The 21723-nt window shown below is 73.1% G+C and carries 17 protein-coding genes and 1 pseudogene; 10 read left to right on the top strand and 8 right to left on the bottom strand.

Translation table 11 applies throughout. The features are described 5' to 3' along the window. From ACL06G_RS08265 to ACL06G_RS08275, 3 genes and pseudogenes are all read right to left on the bottom strand, one after another. Positions 1-661, bottom strand: a pseudogene (locus tag ACL06G_RS08265) (M4 family metallopeptidase); the annotation flags it as partial. Between the two features lie 463 nt (positions 662-1124). After that, positions 1125-3044, bottom strand: coding sequence for an ABC transporter ATP-binding protein (locus ACL06G_RS08270; RefSeq protein WP_412787902.1), 1920 nt, complete (start codon positions 3042-3044; stop codon positions 1125-1127). Next, on the bottom strand, positions 3041-4930 hold the full coding sequence (locus ACL06G_RS08275) for an ABC transporter ATP-binding protein (protein ID WP_412787901.1): 1890 nt from the start codon (positions 4928-4930) through the stop codon (positions 3041-3043). The genes ACL06G_RS08270 and ACL06G_RS08275 overlap by 4 nt, the downstream gene beginning before the upstream one ends. Before the next feature lie 246 nt (positions 4931-5176). On the opposite strand from ACL06G_RS08275, the gene ACL06G_RS08280 reads away from it, so the two are divergent. The 3 genes from ACL06G_RS08280 (at position 5177) to ACL06G_RS08290 (ending at position 8093) form a co-directional block, all read left to right on the top strand. Next, complete coding sequence (locus ACL06G_RS08280; RefSeq protein ID WP_412787907.1) at positions 5177-6448, top strand: L,D-transpeptidase; 1272 nt, start codon at positions 5177-5179, stop codon at positions 6446-6448. Between the two features lie 102 nt (positions 6449-6550). Then, positions 6551-7318, top strand: a complete 768-nt coding sequence (locus tag ACL06G_RS08285) for an enoyl-CoA hydratase/isomerase family protein (protein WP_412787900.1) — start codon at positions 6551-6553, stop codon at positions 7316-7318. A gap of 274 nt (positions 7319-7592) precedes the next feature. After that, a complete protein-coding gene (locus ACL06G_RS08290) occupies positions 7593-8093 on the top strand; it encodes an ATP-binding protein (RefSeq protein ID WP_412787899.1) in 501 nt (166 codons plus the stop codon). Between the two features lie 54 nt (positions 8094-8147). Here ACL06G_RS08290 and ACL06G_RS08295 read toward each other — a convergent pair whose 3' ends face one another. Both ACL06G_RS08295 and ACL06G_RS08300 read right to left on the bottom strand, forming a co-directional pair. Beyond that, positions 8148-9965 (bottom strand): DUF8508 domain-containing protein, encoded by a 1818-nt coding sequence (locus ACL06G_RS08295; RefSeq protein ID WP_412835651.1) that lies wholly within the window; start codon positions 9963-9965, stop codon positions 8148-8150. 322 nt (positions 9966-10287) lie between these two features. Next, the gene (locus ACL06G_RS08300) at positions 10288-11232 is read right to left on the bottom strand and encodes a DoxX family membrane protein (protein WP_412787897.1); all 945 of its coding nucleotides are present in this window, start codon (positions 11230-11232) and stop codon (positions 10288-10290) included. 303 nt (positions 11233-11535) lie between these two features. Between ACL06G_RS08300 and ACL06G_RS08305 the strand changes: the two genes are divergently transcribed. After that, the gene (locus ACL06G_RS08305) at positions 11536-11958 is read left to right on the top strand and encodes an Hsp20/alpha crystallin family protein (RefSeq protein WP_412787906.1); all 423 of its coding nucleotides are present in this window, start codon (positions 11536-11538) and stop codon (positions 11956-11958) included. 93 nt (positions 11959-12051) lie between these two features. On the opposite strand, the gene ACL06G_RS08310 is transcribed toward ACL06G_RS08305, so the two are convergent. Continuing rightward, positions 12052-13002, bottom strand: coding sequence for an NAD(P)-dependent oxidoreductase (locus ACL06G_RS08310; protein ID WP_412787896.1), 951 nt, complete (start codon positions 13000-13002; stop codon positions 12052-12054). Positions 13003-13059: 57 nt separating this feature from the next. Here ACL06G_RS08310 and ACL06G_RS08315 point away from each other — a divergent pair, with 57 nt between their 5' ends. Continuing rightward, a complete protein-coding gene (locus ACL06G_RS08315) occupies positions 13060-13656 on the top strand; it encodes a TetR/AcrR family transcriptional regulator (RefSeq protein WP_412835652.1) in 597 nt (198 codons plus the stop codon). A 31-nt stretch (positions 13657-13687) separates the two neighbouring features. On the opposite strand, the gene ACL06G_RS08320 is transcribed toward ACL06G_RS08315, so the two are convergent. Then, positions 13688-14278, bottom strand: coding sequence for a class I SAM-dependent methyltransferase (locus ACL06G_RS08320; RefSeq protein WP_412835653.1), 591 nt, complete (start codon positions 14276-14278; stop codon positions 13688-13690). 247 nt (positions 14279-14525) lie between these two features. Between ACL06G_RS08320 and ACL06G_RS08325 the strand changes: the two genes are divergently transcribed. The 5 genes from ACL06G_RS08325 to ACL06G_RS08345 all read left to right on the top strand — a co-directional run bounded on the left by ACL06G_RS08325 (position 14526) and on the right by ACL06G_RS08345 (position 20089). Continuing rightward, entirely contained in the window at positions 14526-15314 is a 789-nt protein-coding gene (locus ACL06G_RS08325; protein ID WP_412835654.1) for a GNAT family N-acetyltransferase, read from the top strand. A 184-nt stretch (positions 15315-15498) separates the two neighbouring features. Beyond that, positions 15499-15687 (top strand): DUF6381 family protein, encoded by a 189-nt coding sequence (locus ACL06G_RS08330; protein WP_412787905.1) that lies wholly within the window; start codon positions 15499-15501, stop codon positions 15685-15687. Between the two features lie 82 nt (positions 15688-15769). Then, on the top strand, positions 15770-16549 hold the full coding sequence (locus ACL06G_RS08335; RefSeq protein WP_412787892.1) for an SDR family oxidoreductase: 780 nt from the start codon (positions 15770-15772) through the stop codon (positions 16547-16549). Between the two features lie 195 nt (positions 16550-16744). Then, a complete protein-coding gene (locus ACL06G_RS08340) occupies positions 16745-18322 on the top strand; it encodes an extracellular catalytic domain type 1 short-chain-length polyhydroxyalkanoate depolymerase (RefSeq protein ID WP_412787891.1) in 1578 nt (525 codons plus the stop codon). Positions 18323-18670: 348 nt separating this feature from the next. Beyond that, the gene (locus ACL06G_RS08345) at positions 18671-20089 is read left to right on the top strand and encodes an MFS transporter (protein ID WP_412787890.1); all 1419 of its coding nucleotides are present in this window, start codon (positions 18671-18673) and stop codon (positions 20087-20089) included. 357 nt (positions 20090-20446) lie between these two features. On the opposite strand, the gene ACL06G_RS08350 is transcribed toward ACL06G_RS08345, so the two are convergent. Then, positions 20447-21709, bottom strand: coding sequence for an NAD(P)/FAD-dependent oxidoreductase (locus tag ACL06G_RS08350; RefSeq protein ID WP_412835655.1), 1263 nt, complete (start codon positions 21707-21709; stop codon positions 20447-20449). Positions 21710-21723 lie beyond the last annotated feature (14 nt).

Genomic DNA, 21723 nt, shown 5'->3' on the forward strand with positions numbered 1-21723 from the left:
TCACCTGGCCGACGTACATGCTGTTGCCGGTGCCGTTGTGCACGGCCTGGTACTCGTAGAGCTTCTCGCCGGTGGCGGCGTCGGTGATGACGTGGAGCTCGTTCGGGGTGGCGCCGTCGGCCTGGACGCCGCCGATCACGCGCTCCCAGGCGAGGGTCGGGTTGCCGTCCGCGGCCCAGATCACCTTGCGGGGGGCGGTGCTGCCCTCAGCCTTCGCCAGGGACGGCTTGTGCTTTGCCGGAGCCTTGGTGGTGGGCACCTTCAGGCTGGCGTTGGTGGCCTTGTCGGTGCCCTCGATGGCACCGTCGGGCGCACGGTGGACCACCATGTCGCCGCCGAGGACGGGGAGGCCGGCGTAGGTCCGCTCGTAGCGCACGTGGGTGGCGCCGTCGCGGTTCTTGACGACGTCCTTGACCTTCAGCTTCACCTTGCTGTTGAGGCCGAGGGCCTTGGCCGTCGCAGCCTGGCCCTTCTCGGCCTTCGCCAGCAGCGAGGCGTGCTCGGAGGGGCTGACCTTCGCGGGCAGCGAGCCTCGGTCGAGGTCACCGCCGGGGGTGGCGGTGGCGGTACCGGCCTGCAGCCCGACGGCCACCATGGCGGCGGTCGCCACCAGTGCGGCGGTGGCGCGGCTGCGTCTGCCGATGCGGTGTGGGGTTCTCACGCGATGGACTCCTAGTCTGCTGTGGCCGCCGGGGTGATGCGGCCTCGGTGGGGTGCAGATACGGGTGGAGCAGTGGTACGCGTGGGGGGAACCGGGTGCGAGCGACGCTCGTCGGTCACGTACCGGTGGGGGTCGGCCAACCGGAGTCAGACTGGCAGCCGGAACATGGAACTGTCATGACCGCGACAAGAACATGGCCGAAACGCTGTCCCCGCTCGGCGAAGGAGCGGAGCGTACGGTGACGGGCCGACCTGAGGCTGCGTCATGCGGATGACGTGCGACGTCCGGAAGTCGGGGCACCGTGAAGAGTGCCACGCCCCGGAGAGGTGCACCAGAGGGCCGACGGGGGCGAGGGTCACGTGATGGCTGAAAATCACCCTGGCGACTCCGACGGGGCGTCCGGATACCGGTCACGCGCCGGCCCGTTGCCATGCGGGGGCACAGGCGAGGGCCCCGGGCACCGTCAGGCCAGACTCTCCTGCCAGGCATGGTGCAGGCGGGCGTAGCGTCCCTTGCCGGCCGTCAGCTCGGCGGGCGGGCCGTCCTCGACGATCCGGCCGTCCTCCATCACCAGGACGCGGTCCGCCACGTCCACCGTCGACAGCCGGTGGGCGATCACCACCGCCGTACGCCCCCTCAGCACGGTCGTCATCGCGTGCTGCACGGCGCGCTCGCCGGGGATGTCCAGGGAGGAGGTCGCCTCGTCCAGGATCAGCACCGCGGGATCCGCGAGCAGCGCCCGTGCGAAGGACACCAGCTGGCGTTGGCCGGCGGAGATCCGGCCGCCGCGCTTGCGGACGTCCGTGTCGTATCCCTCGGGCAGGGCCGCGATGAAGTCGTGGGCGCCGATGGCCTTGGCGGCGGCCTCGATCTCCTCGGGCGTGGCGTCGGGACGGCCGAGGGCGATGTTCTCGGCGACCGTACCGGAGAACAGGAAGGCCTCCTGGGTCACCATGACCACGCCCCGACGCAGGGTCTGCGTGTCCATGTCCCGCAGATCGACGCCCTCCAGCAGCACCCGGCCCTCGGTCGGGTCGTAGAACCGTGCCAGCAGCTTCGCCAAGGTCGACTTCCCCGCTCCCGTCGCGCCGACGACAGCCAGCGTCTGCCCCGCGGGGATGGTCAGGTCGAAGCGGGGAAGGACTTCGCCGCCGGTGCGGTAGGCGAAGCGGACGCCCTCGAAGACCACCTCGCGCCCCGGCTCGGCGTCTCCGCGCGGCGGAAGCGCCCGGGACTCTCCCGCCGGCTCCGGCACGGACGGCTCCTGCGCCAGCAGCCCGGCGATCTTCTCCAGAGAGGCCCCGGCCGACTGGAAGGAGTTGAGGAACATCCCGAGCCGGTCGATCGGGTCGTACAGCCGCCGCAGGTACAGCGCCGCCGCGGCGAGCACGCCGAGCTCCAGGCCGCCCTCCGCGACCCGGTAGGCCCCCCACAGTACGACGACCGCCACGGTGACGTTCGCGGTGAGTCGGGAGGAGACCACGTAGCGCGCCATTTCCAGGATGGCATCCCCGTTGACCTTCAGGTGGCGGTCGTTGAGACGGCGGAAGGCCTCGTCGTTCGGCCGCTCCCGCCGGAAGGACTGCACCGGGCGGATGCCGTTCATCGTCTCGGCGAACTTCACGATCACCGCGGCAATGGCGGTCGAGCGCGTGCGGTAGATGCGGGAGGACCGCCGCTGGAAGGCTCTGATGAACATCCCGAGGGGCACGAAGGAGGCGACTGCCGCGGCGCCCAGCCCCCAGTCCAGGTAGAGCAGCATGGTGAGGATGTAGGCCGTCGACACCACGACGGTCAGCAGTTCCTGCAGGCCCTCGTCGAGGAGTTCGCGGAGCGCCTCCACGTCCGTCGTCGCGCGGGAGATCAGACGGCCGGAGGTGTACCGGTCGTGGAAGTCCACGCTCAGTGCCTGCGCGTGCCGGTGGATCCGGCTCCGGAGCTCCAGCAGGACACGCTGGTTGACCCGTGCCGCCGCGGTGATGAAGCCGTACTGCAGACCGCCGGCCGCGAGGGAGCACACCAGGTACCCGAGGGCGACGGCGATCAGCGGACCGTAGTCGCCGGCGCCGCGGATCGCCGGGACCGCGTGGTCGATGGCGAAGGCCACGAGGAGCGGCCCTGCCTGCACCGAGGCCTGCTGGAGCAGCAGCAGTACCGCGCTCAGCGCCACGGTGCGGTGGTGCGGTCGGAGCAGTGAACGCAGCAGCCTCAGCGGTGCGTCGCGCGGCGCGGGCAGGACGTCGTTGTGGAACGGGTCGTCCTCTCCCTGCAGCCGGAGTGTCCTGTCGCCCGCCGCGGCCGGGTCGGTCTGCTCGGTCCCGCCGGGAGGTGCGCCGGTCCGTTCGCCGGGCGGCGTGGCCCCGTCGTTCACCGTCGTCGTCACGCTCGAAGACTCCTCTCGGCGGACCCGCCCGCCTCGCTACCGGACATCAGTGCGGCGTACTCCGGGTTCTCGTGCAGCAGTTGCTGGTGGGTGCCCACCGCGGCGATCCGTCCCCCGGAGAGGAGCGCGACCCGGTCGGCGAGCAGCACGGTGGAGGGCCGGTGGGCCACCACGAGTGCGGTGGTGGTGGCCAGTACCTCCCGCAGCGCCCCCTCGACCGCGGCCTCGGTGTGCACGTCCAGTGCGGAGAGCGGGTCGTCGAGCACGAGGAACTGCGGTGCGCCGACCACGGCACGCGCCAGTGCGAGCCGTTGCCGCTGACCGCCCGAGAGGGAGAGGCCCTGCTCACCGACCTGGGTGTCGAGGCCTTCGGGGAGAGCGTCGACGAACCCGTCGGCCTGCGCCACCCCGAGCGCGCGGCGCACCGCGGCGCGGTCCGCGTGCTCCGCGCCCATGCGGACGTTCTCCTCCACCGTGGCGGAGAACAGCGTCGGTTCCTCGAACGCCACGGCGACCCGCTCCCGCAGCTCCGCCCGCGGCAGCGTGGTGATGTCGGTCCCGTCGAGAGTGATGCGGCCCCCGCCGGCCTCGTGCAGCCGGGGCACCAGTGCCGTCAGGGTGGTCTTGCCGCTGCCGGTCGCCCCCACGAGAGCCATCGTCTCGCCCTGCCGGACGTGCAGGTCGACACCGTCCAGCACCGGTGGCACGTCCGCGGGGGCGTCGGGGAAGCGGAAGACGACGTTCTCGAAGCGCAGCCCTCCGGTGAGGATCTCCGCCGGTGCGGCGCGGGCGGACACCGGGGCGGGGCCGCCGTGTTCCGCGTCGGTGGCCAGCGGAGAGTCCGTGACCTCGAAGAACCTGTCGGCGGCCGTCGCGGACTCGTTGCTCATCGCCAGCAGGAACCCCAGCGACTCCACCGGCCACCGCAGGGCCAGCGCCGTCGAGAGGAAAGCCACCAGCGTGCCCGCGGACAGGGCGCCGTCCGCCACCTCCATCGTGCCGAGCACCAGAGCCGCGCCCAGGGCCAGTTCCGGGAGTGTCACGATGCCCGTCATGATGCCGGCCAGCAGCCGGGCCTTCTGCAGTTCGGTGCCCAGCAGCCGCTCCGAGAGCGCCCGGAACGCCCGCGCCTGGCTCCGGTGCCGACCGAACCCCTTGATGATGCGGATGCCGAGTACCGACTCCTCGACCACCGTGGTCAGATCGCCGATCTGGTCCTGCGCGCGGCGTGCCGCGATGAAGTACCGCGCCTCGAAGAGCGAGCACAGCACGCCCAGCGGCAGCAGCGGCGTCAGGACCACCAGGCCGAGCACCCAGTCCTGCAGGAACATGATCAGGCAACCGACCGCGATGGTCGTGCCGTTCACCACGAGGAACGTCAGCGGGAAAGCGAGGAACATCCGCAGCAGTTGCAGATCCGTCGTCGCCCGCGACAGCAGCTGCCCGCTCGCCCAGCGGTCGTGGAACGAGACCGGCAGCCGCTGCAGGTGGCCGTAGAGGTCCGCGCGCATCGCGGCCTCCACACCGGCCAGCGGGCGGGCGACGAGCCAGCGCCGCAGACCGAACAGTGCCGCCTCCGCCACGCCGACGCCGAGCAGCAGTGCCCCTCCGAGCCACACCCCCGTGGTGTCCCGTGAGGCCACCGGCCCGTCCACGATCCACTTCAGGACGAGTGGAACGACTAGCCCCATGCAGGAGGCGACGACGGCGACGACGGCGGCGGTGAAGAAGCGGGCCCGCACCGGTCTGAGGTACGGCCACAGCCGCGCCAGCGATCGCACGGCCGAACGTTCGCCGTCGGGGCGGGAGGGGCGCTCCGGTGCGGCTCCGGAAGGGTCCTCCCCGGAGCCGTCGGCGCGTTCGGGGGCGAGGTCGGTGGCACTCATCGGAACCGAGGTTACGGCGGGCCACCGACACCGCACACTCGGTTTTTCGTCGTGCTCCGTCCGCCCGGGCCGCTCCGCCCGCGGGCCTACGTCCGGGGCCGCGAGGGCCGGCCGTGCAGGGGAGTGCACAACCCTCCCCGGGCTGTGGTTGTCTGACGGGTCACACGCGCGTGGCGCTTCGACGGCGCCCGGGGAGCGCGTGCGGAATTTCGAGGAGAGCGGAAGACCACAGTGGAATTGAAGGCCATGCTGAACCGGGGAGCGGCCGCCGCGCAGGGCCGTCCCCGGCTCGTCGGGGGCGGAGCGGTCGGGCTGGTCGTCCTGCTCGTCGTGACGGTGCTGGTGGTGACCTCCTTCGGGGGCGGGAACCCCTCCAGCGCCGTGGGCGACGGGGGGCCCGGCGCCGGAGCGGGGGCGGGATCGACGGGGCCGTCGCGGGCGGAGCTGTCGATCACGCCGCGGGACGGCGCGGAGGACGTCGCGACCAACGGGGCGCCGGCGGTGAGGGTGAAGCGCGGGATGCTCTCGGAGGTCACGGTGCGGACCGCCGGCGGGCAGGAGGTGCCGGGGGCCGTCGTCGAGGACGGCACGGCATGGAAGCCCTCCAGGCACCTGGCGACAGGCACGAAGTACGTCGTCCACGCGGTGGCCCGCGACGCCGAGGGCCGTGAGGCTGCTGCGGACACCTCGTTCACCACGTTGGTGCCCGACGACACCTTCGTCGGCTTCTTCCAGCCGGAGGACGGTGACACGGTCGGTGTCGGGATGCCCGTCTCGATCCGCTTCAACCGCGCCGTCGAGCACCGCGAGGACGTGGAGCGTGCGATATCGGTGACCGCGGAGCCCGCGGTGGACGTCCGCGGTCACTGGTTCGGCGACCAGCGGCTCGACTTCCGCCCCGAGGACTACTGGGAGCCCGGTACCGAGGTCACGCTCGGACTCGACCTCGACGGCGTCGAGGGGGCGGACGGCGTCTACGGTTCGCAGCACAGGTCCGTCACCTTCACGGTCGGCCGCTCGCAGGTCAGCGTGGTCGACGCGGCGAAGAGGACCATGACCGTCACCCGCGACGGGGAGACGCTGCGGACGGTTCCCATCAGTTCGGGCGCTCCGGCCACGCCCACGTACAACGGGGTGATGGTCATCAGCGAGAAGCACCGCGTCACCCGCATGAACGGCGCAACCGTCGGATTCACCGACGAGGACGGCGAGGGGGAGTACGACATCGAGGACGTGCCGCACGCGATGCGGCTGTCCACCTCGGGGACGTTCATCCACGGCAACTACTGGGCGTCCTCGGCGACGTTCGGCTCCGCGAACACCAGTCACGGCTGCATCGGGCTGGACGACACCCGCGGTGGCGGCGATCGGAGCACCGCAGCTGCCTGGTTCTACCGCAATTCGATGCTCGGGGACGTGGTGCAGGTGAGGAACTCGCGCGACCCGGAGACCATCGCGCCCGACAACGGGCTCAACGGCTGGAACATGAGTTGGGAGGAGTGGACGGGCGAACGCTGAGACCGGCCCGGCGGGTTCCGGCCCACCGGCCCGCGGTGCGGTGCGCCGGTGCGGGCGAGGTCCCCTGAAGCATCGGGGTGAACGACCGCTAACCTGCCGGGTATGACTGTGACTCTCGAAGTGGCGGAGGGTGTCGGCACCCTCCGCCTGGACCGCCCGCCGATGAACGCACTGGATGTCGCCACCCAGGACCGCCTCCTCGAACTGGCCCGCGAAGCGACCTCGCGCGAGGACGTGCGGGCCGTCGTCCTCTACGGCGGCGAGAAGGTCTTCGCCGCCGGGGCCGACATCAAGGAGATGCAACGCATGGACCATGCCGCGATGGTGGCGCGGTCCAGGGGGCTGCAGGACGCGTTCACCGCCGTCGCCCGCATTCCCAAGCCGGTCGTGGCGGCCGTCACCGGATACGCCCTCGGCGGCGGCTGCGAGCTGGCGCTCACCGCGGACATCCGCGTCGCGGGGCGGAAGGCCAAGCTCGGGCAGCCGGAGATCCTGCTGGGTCTGATCCCCGGTGCGGGCGGTACGCAACGGCTCTCCCGTCTCGTCGGCCCCGCCAAGGCCAAGGACCTCATCTTCACCGGCCGCCAGGTCGCGGCCGAGGAGGCCCTCGGCATGGGACTCGTCGACCGCGTCGTGCCCGACGAGGAAGTCTACGAGGCCGCCCACGCCTGGGCGGCGAAGCTCGCGGCGGGGCCCGCCATCGCGCTGCGCGCGGCGAAGGAATCCGTCGACGCGGGGCTCGAGGCCGACATCGACACCGGTCTCACCATCGAACGCAACTGGTTCGCCGGCCTGTTCGCCACCGAGGACCGGGAGATCGGGATGCGCAGCTTCGTCGAGGACGGCCCGGGCAAGGCCCGGTTCACCTGACGCGTCGCCGAACGGCATCGGCGGAGGGTGGCGCGGAGTGGCGCACTGCACCCCCGCGCACCCCTCACCGATCCTTCACATGTCGGCTGTGTCCCGATTCGCCCCCACGTCGGTGAGCGACTCGCTGCATACGGTAGTTGCTGGTCAGAGGGGGGATCACTGCCCGGATGGCAGCCGGGCATATGCCCCCCGGTGCGCCCCCTGAGCTGACGCGCAGGTCAGGAATGTCTCCGAACGCCTTCCCCGTGTGCTTGCACGCGCCATCATGGACGCCATGGCGAGTGAGGGTGACGTGCCGAGCACGGTGGGGCATCTGTCCGAGGCGGAGTGCGCGCTGGGTGGCACCCCGTCCCTCGGTGTGGCGGTGGAACTGGTGGGAGATCCGACACAGGACGAAGTGCGACTGCCGAACCGCCCGGAGTCCGCGGCCACCGCGCGGCGGCTGGCCGAGGCCGTGCTCCGGCAGGGATGGGCCGCCCCGGCAGGCACGACCGAACAGGCCGTGCTGCTCGTCTCCGAGCTGGTCGGCAACGCCGTACGTCACACCGGTGCCCACACGTTCGGCATGCGGATGCACCGCCGGCGCGGGTGGTTCCGCATCGAGGTCCGCGACCCCTCGCGCGGGCTGCCCTGCCTGCTGCCGGTCGCCGAACTCGACGACAGCGGCCGCGGCCTGTGGCTCGTCGACCGGCTCGCCGACCGCTGGGGCGTCGACCTGCTGCCTCTCGGCAAGTCCACCTGGTTCGAGATGCGTCTGCCGGACCCGACGCGGTAGCCGGGTCCGGCAGACGGCAGACGCACCGGGCGGTCTCCGCCCGGTGCCGAACGGTCAGGGGCGAATGCGGACCACCTGCGGGTCGTGGTCGCTGACCTGGTCGGAGAACTCCGCGTTCACGTGCACGATGTCGTACTCGTAGGACGTCACCGCGGGGCTCGCCAGGATGTGGTCGAGCGCCTGCGAGTTGCCCTGGTAGACGTAGGTGTACCGCTCGTCCGCGGGCAGGGAGCCGGACAGCTCCGTCAGTGCGCCGCCCGAGGTGAGGGTGGAGACGGTGTCGGAGAACCCGAAGTCGTTGAGGTCTCCGAGGACGACCACGCGCGCCGACGGCTGCACCGCCAGCAGGTCCTGCACGAATCCGTTCACCTGCGCGGCCTGCTCCCCGCGCTGCGCTTCGGAGTCGCGGTGGGGCGGCTGGTAGCGCGCGTACAGCGGCTCGTCGCCACCCTTGGAGGCGAAGTGGTTGGCGACCACGAAGTACGTCCGCCCCTGGAAGGTGAACTCTCCCGCGAGCGGCTTGCGGCTGGAGTCCCAGGCCGGGTCGCCCGGGGCGATGCGGCCCGGGGAGACGGACAGCGCCGCCGTGCCGCCCTGGTCGACCACGGACACGGCCGTGGTGGCGTCCCCGCCCGGCCGGTCGGTGAACCCGACGCGGGCCGGGTCGAAGAGGAAGCCGACGCGGATGTTGCCGCCGGGCTCCCCGCCGTCGCGGCCGTCCTGCGGGTCGATCTGCCGCCAGTCGTACGCCGGGCCGCCGGCCGCGGAGACCGCGTCGACGAGGCGGGCGTAGGTTTGGTCGGCCGCGACCGTGCCGTCGTCCACCGCGCCGTTGTTGTCCTGGACCTCCTCCAGCGCCACGATGTCGGGCGAGGCGAGGTGGTCGACGATCTGGGCGGCCAGCGCGTCGAACTTCGACTGCGGGTCGTCGGCGTCCAGGTTCTCCACGTTGTGCGTGGCGACGGCGAGTTCGTCGCTCGCCGGGGCGGACGTCGTCTCCCGGGAGAGCCCGTTGCCGGTGGGGGTGCCCAGGGTGGTCGCCTGGATGCCGTAGCCGCCGTACTGGTCGTAGTCCAGCGGCCCGTCGGTGGTCCCGCTGAGCGTGGCGCCGACGTCGGCAGTGGGGAAGGAACCGCCCGTCAGCGACTCGATCTTGACCCGGCCCGGGTTCTGCGAGGAGTAGGAGCCGTAGACGGTTCCGCCGCGGGCACTGGGGTTCTCGCCGGGCTTCGCGGTGACCCACACCTCGTCGTAGGGGGTGGTGGCGCCGACAACGCGGGCGTCGTCGACCCGTACCCGCATGCCCTCCAGCGACTCGTAACGGTCGAGGGCATAGGTGGACGGCTCGAGCGCGAGGCCCTCGATGCTGCTCCCGTCCGCGTCGGGGGCGTAGGCGTCCGGTATGGAGGCGGCGTCCAGGGAGAACGCCGGGGGGAGTGCGTTGCCGGTCGAGTCGACCGTGACGTCCGGGCCGGTGAGTTCGGTGAGCGACTGCCCGCCGCTGCCGGAGCCGCCGGGGTAGTACTCCGACACGCGTCCGGTGACGGTCACCTCGTCGCCGGCATCGACGGCCGGGGTGCTGCCACCGGTGTAGACGAACAGGCCCTCGCTGGTCGCGGGGTCCGCATCCGGGGTCGGGTCCTGGATCCAGAAGCCGCGCGAGCCGGACGTGCGGACGGCGGTGACGACACCCGTCACCGTCACCGGACGCCCCTCGTAGGAGGAGACGCGGTCGTTTCCCTGGACGTCGGCGATGGTGAGGGTCATGGCGGCTGCGGGCGGAGCTGTGGTGAGGCCCGCAGTCAGCGCTCCGGCGAGGACGGCTGCGCAGAGCAGGCCGGAACGGGGAGATCTGGGCGTGGGCAGATGCATCAACGATGCCCTTCGCTGGCACGGATGGCGGTGAGCTGCGAACTGACCGCCAGGACAGGGACGTTGTACGGGGCTTGAGAGACACGGCGGCGACGTGGGGGTGAGCGAGTCATGACAACGCTACGCGCGTTGCGTGTAGTGTGCAGCCGCTGTGACGTCCTGTCGAGGGGGCGGGCGCGGCGCAGCGTGCGCACTCCCGTGCCGCGAGGGCGGGGTGAGCGGCGTCAGGAGCACCCGGGGGCGCGATGCGGGCGGCGGCCCCCGAGGGGACCGCCGCCCGCATCGATCGGGCCGACAGCGCCGAAACCGTCCGGTGGTGGCGTCAGCGGGAGGCGGCCTTCTTCGCCAGGGCCCGCGCCTGCCGTGCGTGCGCCCGTGCCGCCCGGACCTGCGCCTCGGACCGCGCCTGCGCCTCGGAGCGGGCCTGTGCCGCACGCGCCTGCGCCACCTGCTGCGCGTGCCGCGCGCCGTGTTGGAGCTTGTGGACGGCGTGCGCGTCGGGCTGTGCGCGGCGGGCACCGGTGTGCACCCGGTGGAGTCCGTGCTGCGCCTTCTCCCTGGCTGCCTGCTGCGCCTTCCGCAGGTCGTTCTTCCCGTGACGCGGACGCGCCCTTCCGTGCCTGCCCACGCCCGCGAGCGGGCCGCTGCGGGCGGCGCTCGCCGCCCTGCCCGCACGTTTCCTGCCGGCCCTGGCCGCCTCGGCCTGCGCCCGCCTCATCCCGCTGCGCGCCTGCCGGGCACTCTGCTTCGCGCGGACCACGCCGCGCCTGCTCCGCCGCTGCGCCGCCGTATTGGCGGCCACGGCCCAGCGGCCTGCCTCCCGCACCTCGTGCCGGGCCCACCAGGCGGCCGACGGCTTGCCGTGCGTGTCGGCCACGGCGAGCAGGAGTCCGCCGGCGAGGCCGCAATTCTTGAGGAAGTGCGTCAGTTGCGCCTCACGCTGCTCGGGGTCCTGCTCCTCCCAGAAGCGGTGGGCCGCCAGGGTCGTGGGCACCACCGTGCCGAGCAGTGCGAGTGCCGCGACACGTGGCGCCTTCCCCAGAGCGAGTGCCGCCCCCGCGCCGATCTTCACGGCGGCGTCGATCCGGATCAGGGTCCTGGCGTCGGTGGGCACCTGTTCGGGCAGCCGGTCCGCGTTCTTCCCCAGCGTCCGGTCGAGCCACGGCTGTGCGGCCGCCACGTGGCCGTCCAGGTGGCGCAGCGCGTTGATGCCGCCCGACACGAAGATGCCGGCGAGCAGGGGGCGGGCGATTCGCCGAAGGATCATCTGCTGAACACCTCTCTCGCTTCGTGCTCACTGTGCCCGCCTACCCGTACCTGTGCACCTTCCACCGTGCCGGGCGACTGCGTACGGGTGAGTACCTCCCGCGTCCGGTCCCTTCCGGTGTGCGCTCCGGCGGTCGACCGGCGGCTTCACACGCCTCCCCGTCGACATGCTGAGGAAAGTTGAGTCGCAACTTGGCAAGTTTCATGGTGCTGCGCTATACATGTGTGTGTCAGGGCATCGCAGGGCCCGGTGGCAGCGCGTCACCGGCCGCAGAGAGACCTTGTGAGAGAGGGGATGACCGTGATGCTCATGCGTACCGACCCGTTCCGTGACCTGGACCGCCTCGCCGACCACGTCTTCGGCACCCCGTCCCGGCCCGCCGGGATGCCGATGGACGCCTACCGCACCGGTGACGAGGTCGTGATCCACCTGGACCTGCCCGGTGTCGACTCCGAGTCCATCGACCTCGACGTGGAGCGCAACGTCCTCACCGTGCGTGCCGAGCGTCGTGCGCCCGCGCCCGAAGGGGCGGAGCAGGTCGCGTCGGAGCGGCCGACCGGGCGCTTCAGCCGCCAGATCTTCCTCGGCGACACCCTGGACACCGAGCGCATCGCCGCCTCCTACGACGCCGGTGTACTCACGATCCGCGTGCCGGTCGCCGAGCAGGCCAAGCCCCGGAAGATCTCCGTCGAGGGCGGTGGCGCGGCACGGCAGATCGCCGGCTGAGCCCCGCCCGCACCGGCCGGGCCCGCCCCCTCGTTCCTCCAGCCCGGGGCGGGCCCGGCCGGCGGCGTCCGACGGGGCGGGCGCGCAGCCCCGTCAGTCGGCTCCGCTCCCCGCCGGGCGGTGCGTGCCCGCGCCGCCCGTGCGCTGTTCGAGCGCGCGCAGCACGGCGATCATGTCCTCGGCGCCGTGGCCGAGGGCCGAGGCCTCCTCGAACAGTGCGTGGCAGGCGTCCAGCACCGGTGACGCCGTGCCCGACCGCCGTGCCTGCCGAGCGATCAGGCGGTTGTTCTTGAGCACGTCCGAGACCGCGGCCTGCACCCGGACGTCGTCGTGGAGCACTTTGTCGGTCTTCGCCCGCGACACGTCGCTCGCCATCGGTCCGGCGTCGAGGACGGACCGGAGCAGTGCGCGGTCCAGCCCCTGCCGGTCGGCGAAGTGGAAGGCCTCCACGAGGCCGGTGACGGTACTGATGAGGAAGAGGTTCACCGACAGCTTCGTCAGCAGGGCGTTCGGCACCGCGCCGCAGTCGAGGACCGCTGTGCACAGCGGAGCCAGCACGGGGCGCACGTCCGCCACCGCGGCCGGGGCGCCCGCCAGCATGGCGACGAGCCCTCCCGTTTCGGCCGGTCCTCGCGAGCCGGAGACGGGGGCCTCGACGTACCTCCCGCCGGCCGCGTGCACCGCGTCCGCGAGGGCGCGCGAGTGGTCGGGCGAGGTGGTGCCGGTGTGGACCACGGTGCGTCCCGCGACGCGGTCGGCGAAGGCCGGGGTGCCACGTCCGAGGACGTCGTCGAGCGCGGGCTCGTCGGCGAGCATGAGGATCACCGTGCGGGCCCGGGAGAACACCTCGCCGGGGTCGTCCGCCACCCGGGCGCCGGCTGCGCGGACCTGCTGGGCACGGTGCGGGCTCCGGTTCCACACCACGAGCGGCGTCCCCGCCCGGGCGAGCCGGAGCGCCATGGGGCCGCCCATCGTGCCCAGGCCGATGAAACCGGTGGTCTCCACGACGGACCGCCCTTCCACGAGGGTTATGACGCTCGTCATAGTACGGATCTCCCGGGCGCTGTCATAGTGGTCGCGGGTGGGGAGAGAGGACGGGCGATGGCCGAGGAGGAGCGCGGCCCCCGGGCGCGGATGGTCTTCAGCGCGGCGCAGCTCATCCGGCGCCGCGGTGTCACCGGTACCGGGATGCGCGACGTCGTCACCCACGCGCAGGCGCCACGGGGCTCCCTCCAGCACTACTTCCCCGGCGGAAAGCGGCAGCTCGTCGACGAGGCCGTGGAGTGGGCGGGCCGCTATGCGGCCGACCGGGTCGACCTGTTCCTCGCCGGACTGTCCCGACCGTCGCCCAGCGGCCTGCTCTCCGCGATGGTGCGGCAGTGGACCGACGAGTACGCCTCCGGCGAGTTCCTCGCGGGCTGTCCCGTGGCCGCGGCGACCGTCGACTGCGCAGGGACGGAGGCCACCCGGGAGGCCGCTTCCGCGGCGTTCGCCGTCTGGCGGCGCCCCGTGGCGCGGGCACTGAGCGATCTGGGCGTGCCTGCCGAGCGGGCCGCCCGGCTCGCCACCTTGGTGATCAGCGCGATCGAAGGAGCCGTCCTCGTCGCGCGCGCGGAGCGGGACGTGGCGGCACTGGACGCCGTGGCACAGGAACTCGGACCGGTTCTCGACGCGGCCGTCGTGGCACCGGACCGGTGAGCGGCGCCTGGCCGGTGGGCGGGCGCGGGGCTCAGACCCGCCGGGCGACCGTGACCAGCTCCGTGCTGCGCGGCGTCACCGGGCCGCGCGACCAGTCGCCGTAGCGGGCGTCGACGATCAGGCCCGCCTCGGCGAGGAAGGCGTCGAGTGCCGGCGCGTCGAGGAAGCGCAGCCGGGTGCGGTCGGTGCGGAGGACGGGGCCGGTGGCGTCCGCGGTCGTCTCCGTGAACGTCACCACGTCCCCCTCGACGGACTCCACGGTGTGCCACACGCGCAGTCTCCGCCCCGAGGCGTCCTCCACCTCACGGGCGTGCCCGGGATGCCACGCCTCCCACACGCGGGCCTGCGGATGGCGCGTCTCGAAGGCGAAACGCCCCCCGGGGCGCAGCGCACTGCGGACCGCGGCGAGCGAGACTCGCAACTCGTCGTCGCCGACCAGGCACTGGAACGCGTGACTGGCCATCACCGCCAGGTCGAACTCCGCCTCGAAGGTGAGCTCGGCGGCGGTGCCCACCCACCAGTCGACGTCGCCGCGGCGCCGCGCCCGAGCCAGCGCGGCGCGGTCCGGGTCGACCCCGACGAGCCGGCCGGTGTGCCCTCTCTCCCGGGCGCTGTGCAGCATGGCACCGGTGCCGCACCCCCACATCCAGCACCGACCCCGCGGCGGACACCAGCGCGTCGTAGAACGCGTCGGCCGGGTACCGGCCCGGGTCCCAGGGGCAGAGCAGGTCGTAGAGCGCGGCAGCGTCCTCGTCGGTGAACACGGCGGCATCATGCCCCGGCGTGGAGCGGCGGGGAGCCGCGGGTGCGCGCCACCGGCTGCCGCAATGTGGTCACAGGACCACCCGTTCGGACGTAGTGTCGTGCGGGTGAATGTCGTATCGCTTGGGTTCCGTACGGATCTGATGCTCCTCGAACTAGGCGGATCGGTGGTGATCGACCGGTCCACACACATGGTGGTGCGCACGCCTCAGAGCCCCGACTTCTGGTGGGGGAACTTCCTGCTGCTGGCCTCTCCGCTGCGGGAGGGTGAAGCCGAGCACTGGACGGGCGAGTTCGCCGAGCACTTCCCCGACGTCACCCATTTCGCCCTCGGTGTGGACGGCACCGACGGCGAGGCCGGCGACGCGGCCGAGCTCGCGGCCCTCGGCACCACCCTCGAGACGAGCGCCGTCCTCACCGCGGAGGAGATGGCCGCCCCGGACCGGCTGCCCCCGGGCGTCGACGTGCGCCCCCTGTCGGGGGACGACGACTGGCGGCAGGCCGACGAACTGCGCTGGGAGTCGGTGGAGTCGGGTTCCTCGAATCCCGCGCACCGCGCGTACGTCACCGGACGGCAGGAGGAGTACCGGCGCCTCTGCGAGGAGGGCTACGGGGCGTGGTTCGGCGCGTTCGTCGACGGCCGGATGCGTGCCGGAACCGGCGTCTTCACCGACGGCAGCGGCCTCGCCCGCTTCCAGAACGTCCACACGCACCCGGACCTCCGGCGGCAGGGTCTCGCCTCGGCCGTGGTCCGCCATGCGGGCCACTGGGCCCTCACGGAACTGCGCGCCACCACGCTGGTGATCGTGGCCGGTGGGCAGCAGGCCGTCGCGCTCTACGAGAAGCTCGGCTTCGCCGAGACCGAGCGCCAGGTGCAGCTCGCCCGGCCGGCCTGAACCCGCCCCGGTGAAGGAGGCGGCGGTCCGCGCCTTCGGTGGGGCTCCCGCCTCCGTGCCGGCGATCGTCGCGCCCTTCGCCGGATGAGCCGCTCCGCCCGGTCTGGCGGCCGTCCGGATGCCGTGTCACGGCGGGTCTGCTTCGCTGGGAGGACATCTCTCGTCACGGGACCGAGGAGTGATGATGGGAGCCGAGGAGGAGCTGAGCGGCCGTGTGCAGCAGATGCGGGCGAAGGCGCAGCAGCTGAACGAGGCCGCCGAGCGGACGGACGACCTGCAGGAACGGGAGCGGCTGCGGGAGAAGGCCCGCAGGTTGCGCGACCGGAGCGAGGAGGACAGCCGTCCGGCGGGCGGTGACGTCTTCACCGGCTAGAACCCGCCGGACACAGATGGTCGGACGGCAGCGCGGTCGGCGCTGCCGTCCGCGGCGGAGCACGATGGGCGAACGGAGACCGATGGATCAGCCCGTACTGGTCACCGGCGGCAGGGGAAGCCTCGGTCGTCCCACCGTCGAGCGGCTGCTGAGCGACGGCGTCGCGGTCCGCGTGATGAGCCGACGTGAGCGGCCGCCCGGCGACGACCGTCCGTACGGGTGGGCGCGGGCCGATCTGCGCAGCGGCCGGGGCCTGCCGGAGGCGTTGCACGGCGTGGGCGCCGTGGTGCACTGCGCCACCGACGGGCGCACGGACGTGCGGCAGACGCGGCGGCTCGTCGAGGAGGCCCGGAAGTCCGGGGCCCGGCCGCACCTGGTCTACATCTCCATCGTGGGCGTCGACCGCATCCCGTTCTTCTACTACCGGCAGAAGCTCGCGGCGGAGCGCCTCGTGGAGTCCTCGGGACTGCCCTGGACGATTCTGCGGGCCACCCAGTTCCACGGCCTGGTGGCCGGGATGACGCTGGCGCAGCGGCGGCTCCCCGTCGTGTTCACGCTGCGTGGGCTGCGGATTCAGCCGGTCGCGGTGACGGAGGTCGCCGACCGGCTCGCGGCGCTGGCGCAGGAGCCGGCGGCGGGGCGGGTTCCGGAGATGGGCGGCCCCCGGGTCCGTGACGCCGTCGAGCTGGCCCGGGCGACCCTGCGCGCGGCGGGGCGGCATCGCCGCGTGGTGCCGTTGCGGCTGCCCGGGAGGACGGCGGCCGCGTTCCGTGCCGGCTACCAACTGTGCCCCGAACGGGCTGTCGGGACGGGCACGTTCGAGGAGTTCCTCGCCGAACGTGTCGTGTCCGGCCGTCTCTGAGGGGCCGCCGGGCCCGGACGTGGGGGAACGCCCGGCCCGTGGCCCCGGAATCCTGGTGTGACATGTACGCGCCCACCATGCGGGGTGCGGGATTGTGTGGCACCCGGCCGGTGCTCGGCGGTGGCCCTCGCCCCTACCGTCCTGCGGAGCATGAGACGCACCTCACACCCGTAGAGCGTTGGAGCCGCGATGCGCATGCCGTACGCCCCGCACACACCCGCCGCGTCCGGGCCCGCCTTCCGCCGCTGGGCCACCGTCCTGCTCGCCGTGCTGGCCACCGTGGGCGCGATGCTCGCCGCCCCGTCGTCGGCGCGCGCCGCCTCCCTGGAGGAGGTGGGTTCCTTCGGGTCGAACCCGGGGAACCTGCGGATGTTCCGCTACGTGCCCGACGGCCTGGAGTCCGGCAGACCCCTGGTCGTCGCCCTGCACGGCTGCACGCAGAGTGCCGCCGACTACGACGACGAGACCGGATGGACGGAGCTCGCCGACGAGTTGGACTTCGCGCTGCTGCTGCCGGAACAGCGGAGCACCAACAACGCCAACGGATGCTTCAACTGGTTCCAGGACAGCGACACCTCGCGCGGCGGCGGCGAGGCCCTCTCCGTCGTGCAGATGGTGGACCGGATGGTCGCCGATGCCGGTTCCGCCTCCGGCCGGACCTACGTCACCGGACTGTCCGCCGGCGGTGCCATGACCGCCGTGATGATGGCCGCCTACCCCGACCGGTTCGCCGGGGGTGCGGTCGTCGCCGGCCTGCCGTACCGCTGCGCGAGCAGCGTGCTCGATGCCTACACCTGCATGAACCCCGGGGTGGACCGCACGCCCGCGCAGTGGGGCGACGAAGTGCGGCAGGCCTCCTCCTACACCGGTCCCTGGCCCACGCTGTCGGTCTGGCACGGCACCTCGGACACCACCGTCGTTCCGCAGAACCAGCGTGAACTCGTCGAGCAGTGGACCGACGTGCACGGCACCGACGCCACCGCCGACCTCTCCGACACCGTCGCGGGATACCCGCACCGGGTCTACGAGGACGGCGGGGGGAACCCGGTCGTGGAGGCGTACGAGATCACCGGAATGGCGCACGGACAGCCCGTCGACCCCGGCACGGGCGCCGGCCAGTGCGGGAGCACCGCCGCATACGTGCTCGACGCGGACATCTGCGCCGCCCACCACATCGCCGAGTTCTGGGGCCTCGGCAGCGGCGGCGGTGGCACCGACCCCGGCGACGGGACCCTGGTGGCGCACAGCGAGGACTCCCGCGACGGGTACGTCAAGGCCGCGTCCGACGGGTCGTCGGCCACCGTCGGCACGCTGGAGACCTACTACGGGGCAGCCGTCGGCCGGGGCACGGACGGACTGCACAACCGGACCGTGCTGTCCTTCGACACCTCCGCACTGCCCGACGACGCCACCGTGACCGGAGCCCACCTCACCGTCCTGCGGCGCAGCGGCAGCGGCGACCCGTGGTCCGACCCGGCGGGCAACACGCTCGCGGTGGACGTGCACAGCGGCTGCCTGGGCGGGGACTGCGGCGTGACGCCGGCGGACTGGGCAGCAGGAGCGGACGCCCCCGCGGCGGCCTCGATCTCCCGCTTCACCTCCGGGACCGCCGACTCCGGCAGCTTCTCCGCCGCCGGACTGGCCGCCGTCGACCCCACCGGCACCACCCAGGTCCGGCTGCGGTTCACCGGTTTCCCGGCCGCCACGGCCTACGCGTTCCTCGGCTCCGGCACCGACGCCTCCCTGACACTGGAGTACACCACCCCCGGCTGACCTCCCCGGGCGGGCCGGCCCCGTTGCCGGTCGGCCCGCCCGTAGCCCGGTCGCGGACCGCCTCCCGGACGTTCGACGCGCTCCAGGGGCGGCCGCCCGCCGCTCGCGCGCCGCCTCCGTCGCATCATCCGGCACCGTGGGGGAGTAGCGAGCCGCTGACCGGTAACACGGAGGTCAGTCCTCCGGTCAGGAAGCGGCCGCGGGGGTCAGCGTGGGGCAGTGCCGACCGCGGCGGCACCCCCACGCGTTCCATCGGCACAACACAAGCACGGTGCGCGCAGCGCCGCGGAAGCGCGGCAGCCGGTGCGTGACCGTGACGGCGACGACGGACGGGGGAACCCGGGGCGCATGGCGGAGAGCTACGTGCCGGACCCGAGGCGGTGGAAGGCCCTCGCGGTCTGCCTGACCGCCGGGTTCATGACCCTGCTGGACGTGTCCATCGTCAACGTGGCGCTGCCGTCCGTCAGGGCGGGACTCGGCGCCTCCGCCAGCGCGATCCAGTGGGTTCTCGCCGGGTACGCGCTCTCCTACGGGCTGCTCCTGGTGCCTGCGGGACGGCTCGGCGACGCTCGCGGGCGGCGCCTGCTGTTCATGACGGGCCTGGCGCTGTTCGGCACGGCGAGCGCCCTGTGCGGAGCCGCCCGTACCCCGACCTGGCTGGTGACCGCGCGCCTCTTCCAGGGGCTCGCGGGCGGGCTCGTCGCGCCCCAGGTGTCGGCGCTGATCCAGCAGCTCTTCCGAGGAGCGGAGCGGGCCAAGGCCTTCGGAATGTTCGGCGCGGTCGTCGGCCTGTCCACCGCCGTCGGGCCGGTGCTCGGCGGCGTGATCATCCACCTGTTCGGAGCGGAGCACGGCTGGCGGTGGATCTTCTTCGTGAACCTGCCGGTCTGTGCGGTCGCGTTCGCCCTGGCGGGACGCCTGTTGCCCGCACCCGGCGACCACGGCCGGGTTTCGCTGCGCGACCTGGATCCGGCGGGCGTGCTGCTCCTCGGGGCCGGAGTCGGATGCCTCCTGCTGCCGCTCGTCCAGGGACGTCAGTGGCAGGGGGCGGCAGCATGGCTGCTGGTTCCCGTAGCACTGGTCCTGCTCGCTCTCTTCGTGGCATGGGAGCGCCGCCAGGCCCGCTGGGCGCAGCCGCTGGTGAACCTGCGCCTGTTCCGGCTGCGGTCCTACACCCTGGGCTCGCTGCTCATGCTCTGCTACTTCGCCGGATTCACCTCCGTCTTCTTCGTGCTCACCCTCTACCTCCAGGCCGGGCTCGGGTACAGCGCGCTCGGTGCCGGGCTGACCACGACGCCGTTCGCCCTGGGCTCTGCGCTCAGCGCGGCGTTCAGCGGCCGCCTGGTGGCCCGCCACGGTCGCGGCCTGGTCGTGGCCGCCCTCTGCACGGTGGCCGCCGGGCTGGCGCTGGTGATCCTCGCGGTGTCGTTCGTGCCGGGGCACCACGCGGGCGCCGCCGTCGCCGCGCCCCTGCTGGTCGCCGGCCTGGGCAGTGGCACGGTGATCGCCCCCAACCAGACCCTCACGCTCGCCGACGTGCCGCCCGAGCAGGGCGGCAGCGCCGGCGGGGTCCTGCAGACCGGGCAGCGCATCGGTTCGGCCGTGGGCATCGCCGCCACCGGAAGCGTCTTCTTCACCCATGCCCCGGGCGCCGGGGCCGCCTGGGCCCTCGCCTTCCGGTCGAGCGTCGGCGTCTCCCTGGCGTTCGTGCTCGCGGCGCTGCTGATCGGCGTCGCCGACCAGCGGGCCCGGCGCCCGCAGGCATGACACTGGCGTCCGCGCGTCCCCGTCGACTGCTGCGTCGGCTCCGTCGCCGTCCGGTCGGTCTCCCGGTCGCGCTCTCCGCCGGCCTGCGCCTGCCCGCCCGCCGCGGACCCCACGCGCCGTGCGGTGCGACCGGCGGGACGCTCCTCGGCGAGAGCGAGCGCCGCGACGACCACCGCGCCGCCCACGGGCACGTTCCACGTCACCGGTGCGGAAGACCGAACCGTGTCTAACCCGCCGGACTCATGCGTACCTACCTCCCTGGGGTCCGAGTCCCGGGAGCGCCTGCGGAGGCATCCGGTACTCCCCACCCCGGAGGTGATGCGCCGTCAGGGGCCCGTGCGCCGGAGGTGGGGCCCGCTATCTCCTCCGGCCGCCGCCCGAGGCCGCCAGAACCTCCCGGGCCGCGCGGGAACCGGAGGCCAGCGCGCCCTGCACGGAGCCCGTCGCCCGGTAATCGCCGCACACGAAGCGGCGGACGCCCACCCGGGTGGTGCGCGTCAGCGGCCAGGGAGCCGGCATGGCGGGCAGTGCCCCGGGCACCGTGCGGACGGCGATGTGCTCCCAACCGCCGGTGTCCGTGCCGTACGCGCGGGCGAGAGTGCCCCGCAGCACGGCGTCCTGTTCCGGTCCGTCGCCGCCCAGCACGGAGGTGGCGACCAGCGCCCGGCCCTCCGGCGCGTAGCTGCTCGCAGCCTGCGACACCACACAGGTGTTCAGGAAGCGGCGCTGCGCGTCCACCAGCACGGTGGGCTCGTTCAGGGGCGGGCGGGGTGCCGCATGGTAATGCGTCGTCACGGTCCGGGTGGCGGGTACCTCCAGCCCCGGCAGCAGCTGTGCCGCCGCCTCCGGACCGGTCGCCACCACCACCCGGTCGGCGGAGAGTTCCCCGCCCCCGTCCAGCGCCACCCCGTCGTCGGTGAGTGCGGACACGGGCGTGCCCAAGCGCACGGTTCCCGGCGGGAGCGCGGCGGCCAGCTGCTGGGGAACGGCGCCGATCCCGGACCGCGGCAGGCACTGCGTGCCGCGCAGCATGCTCCGCCAGACGAGGTGGAAGAACCGGGCGGAGGTCTCCAGCTCCTCCTCGAGGAAGACCCCGGAGAGGAAGGGTCGGAAGAACTCCTCGACCAGTTCGGGCGAGAGGCCGGCGTCCGCCAGGGCCGTCAGCGTCGTCGTGTCACGCGCTCCCTTGACCGGACGGGCCGGCGCGAGCATGTCGCGGGCCGACAGCACGCCGAGAGCGAGCAGATCCCGTGCGGACATCAGTCGTCCCGGCATCAGGTCCGCGCAGGAGCCGGGCTGTCGGGTGGGGTCAGCCAGCCGCCGCAGGCCGCCGTCGGAGGTGCGGACCAGCGCGCCGGGCGTGAGCGGGCACAGCCGCAGCGCGGGGAGGTCGAAGCGGCGCCGTACTTGCGGGTAGGAGGTGTTGAACACCTGGAACCCGTGGTCGAGGAGGAACCCGTCGACCCGGTCGGTCCGCATCCTTCCTCCGACGACCTCGGAGGCCTCCAGCACCTGCACGGACCTGCCGGCCGCGACCAGATCCGTGGCACAGGCAAGCCCGGCCAGGCCCGCTCCGACCACGAGGACGTCCCCTCCACCGCCGTTGCCGGGTGCCGTCATGCCGATCGGACCGC

The organism is Streptomyces callyspongiae (assembly GCF_047200695.1).
Taxonomy (GTDB): Bacteria; Actinomycetota; Actinomycetes; order Streptomycetales; family Streptomycetaceae; genus Streptomyces.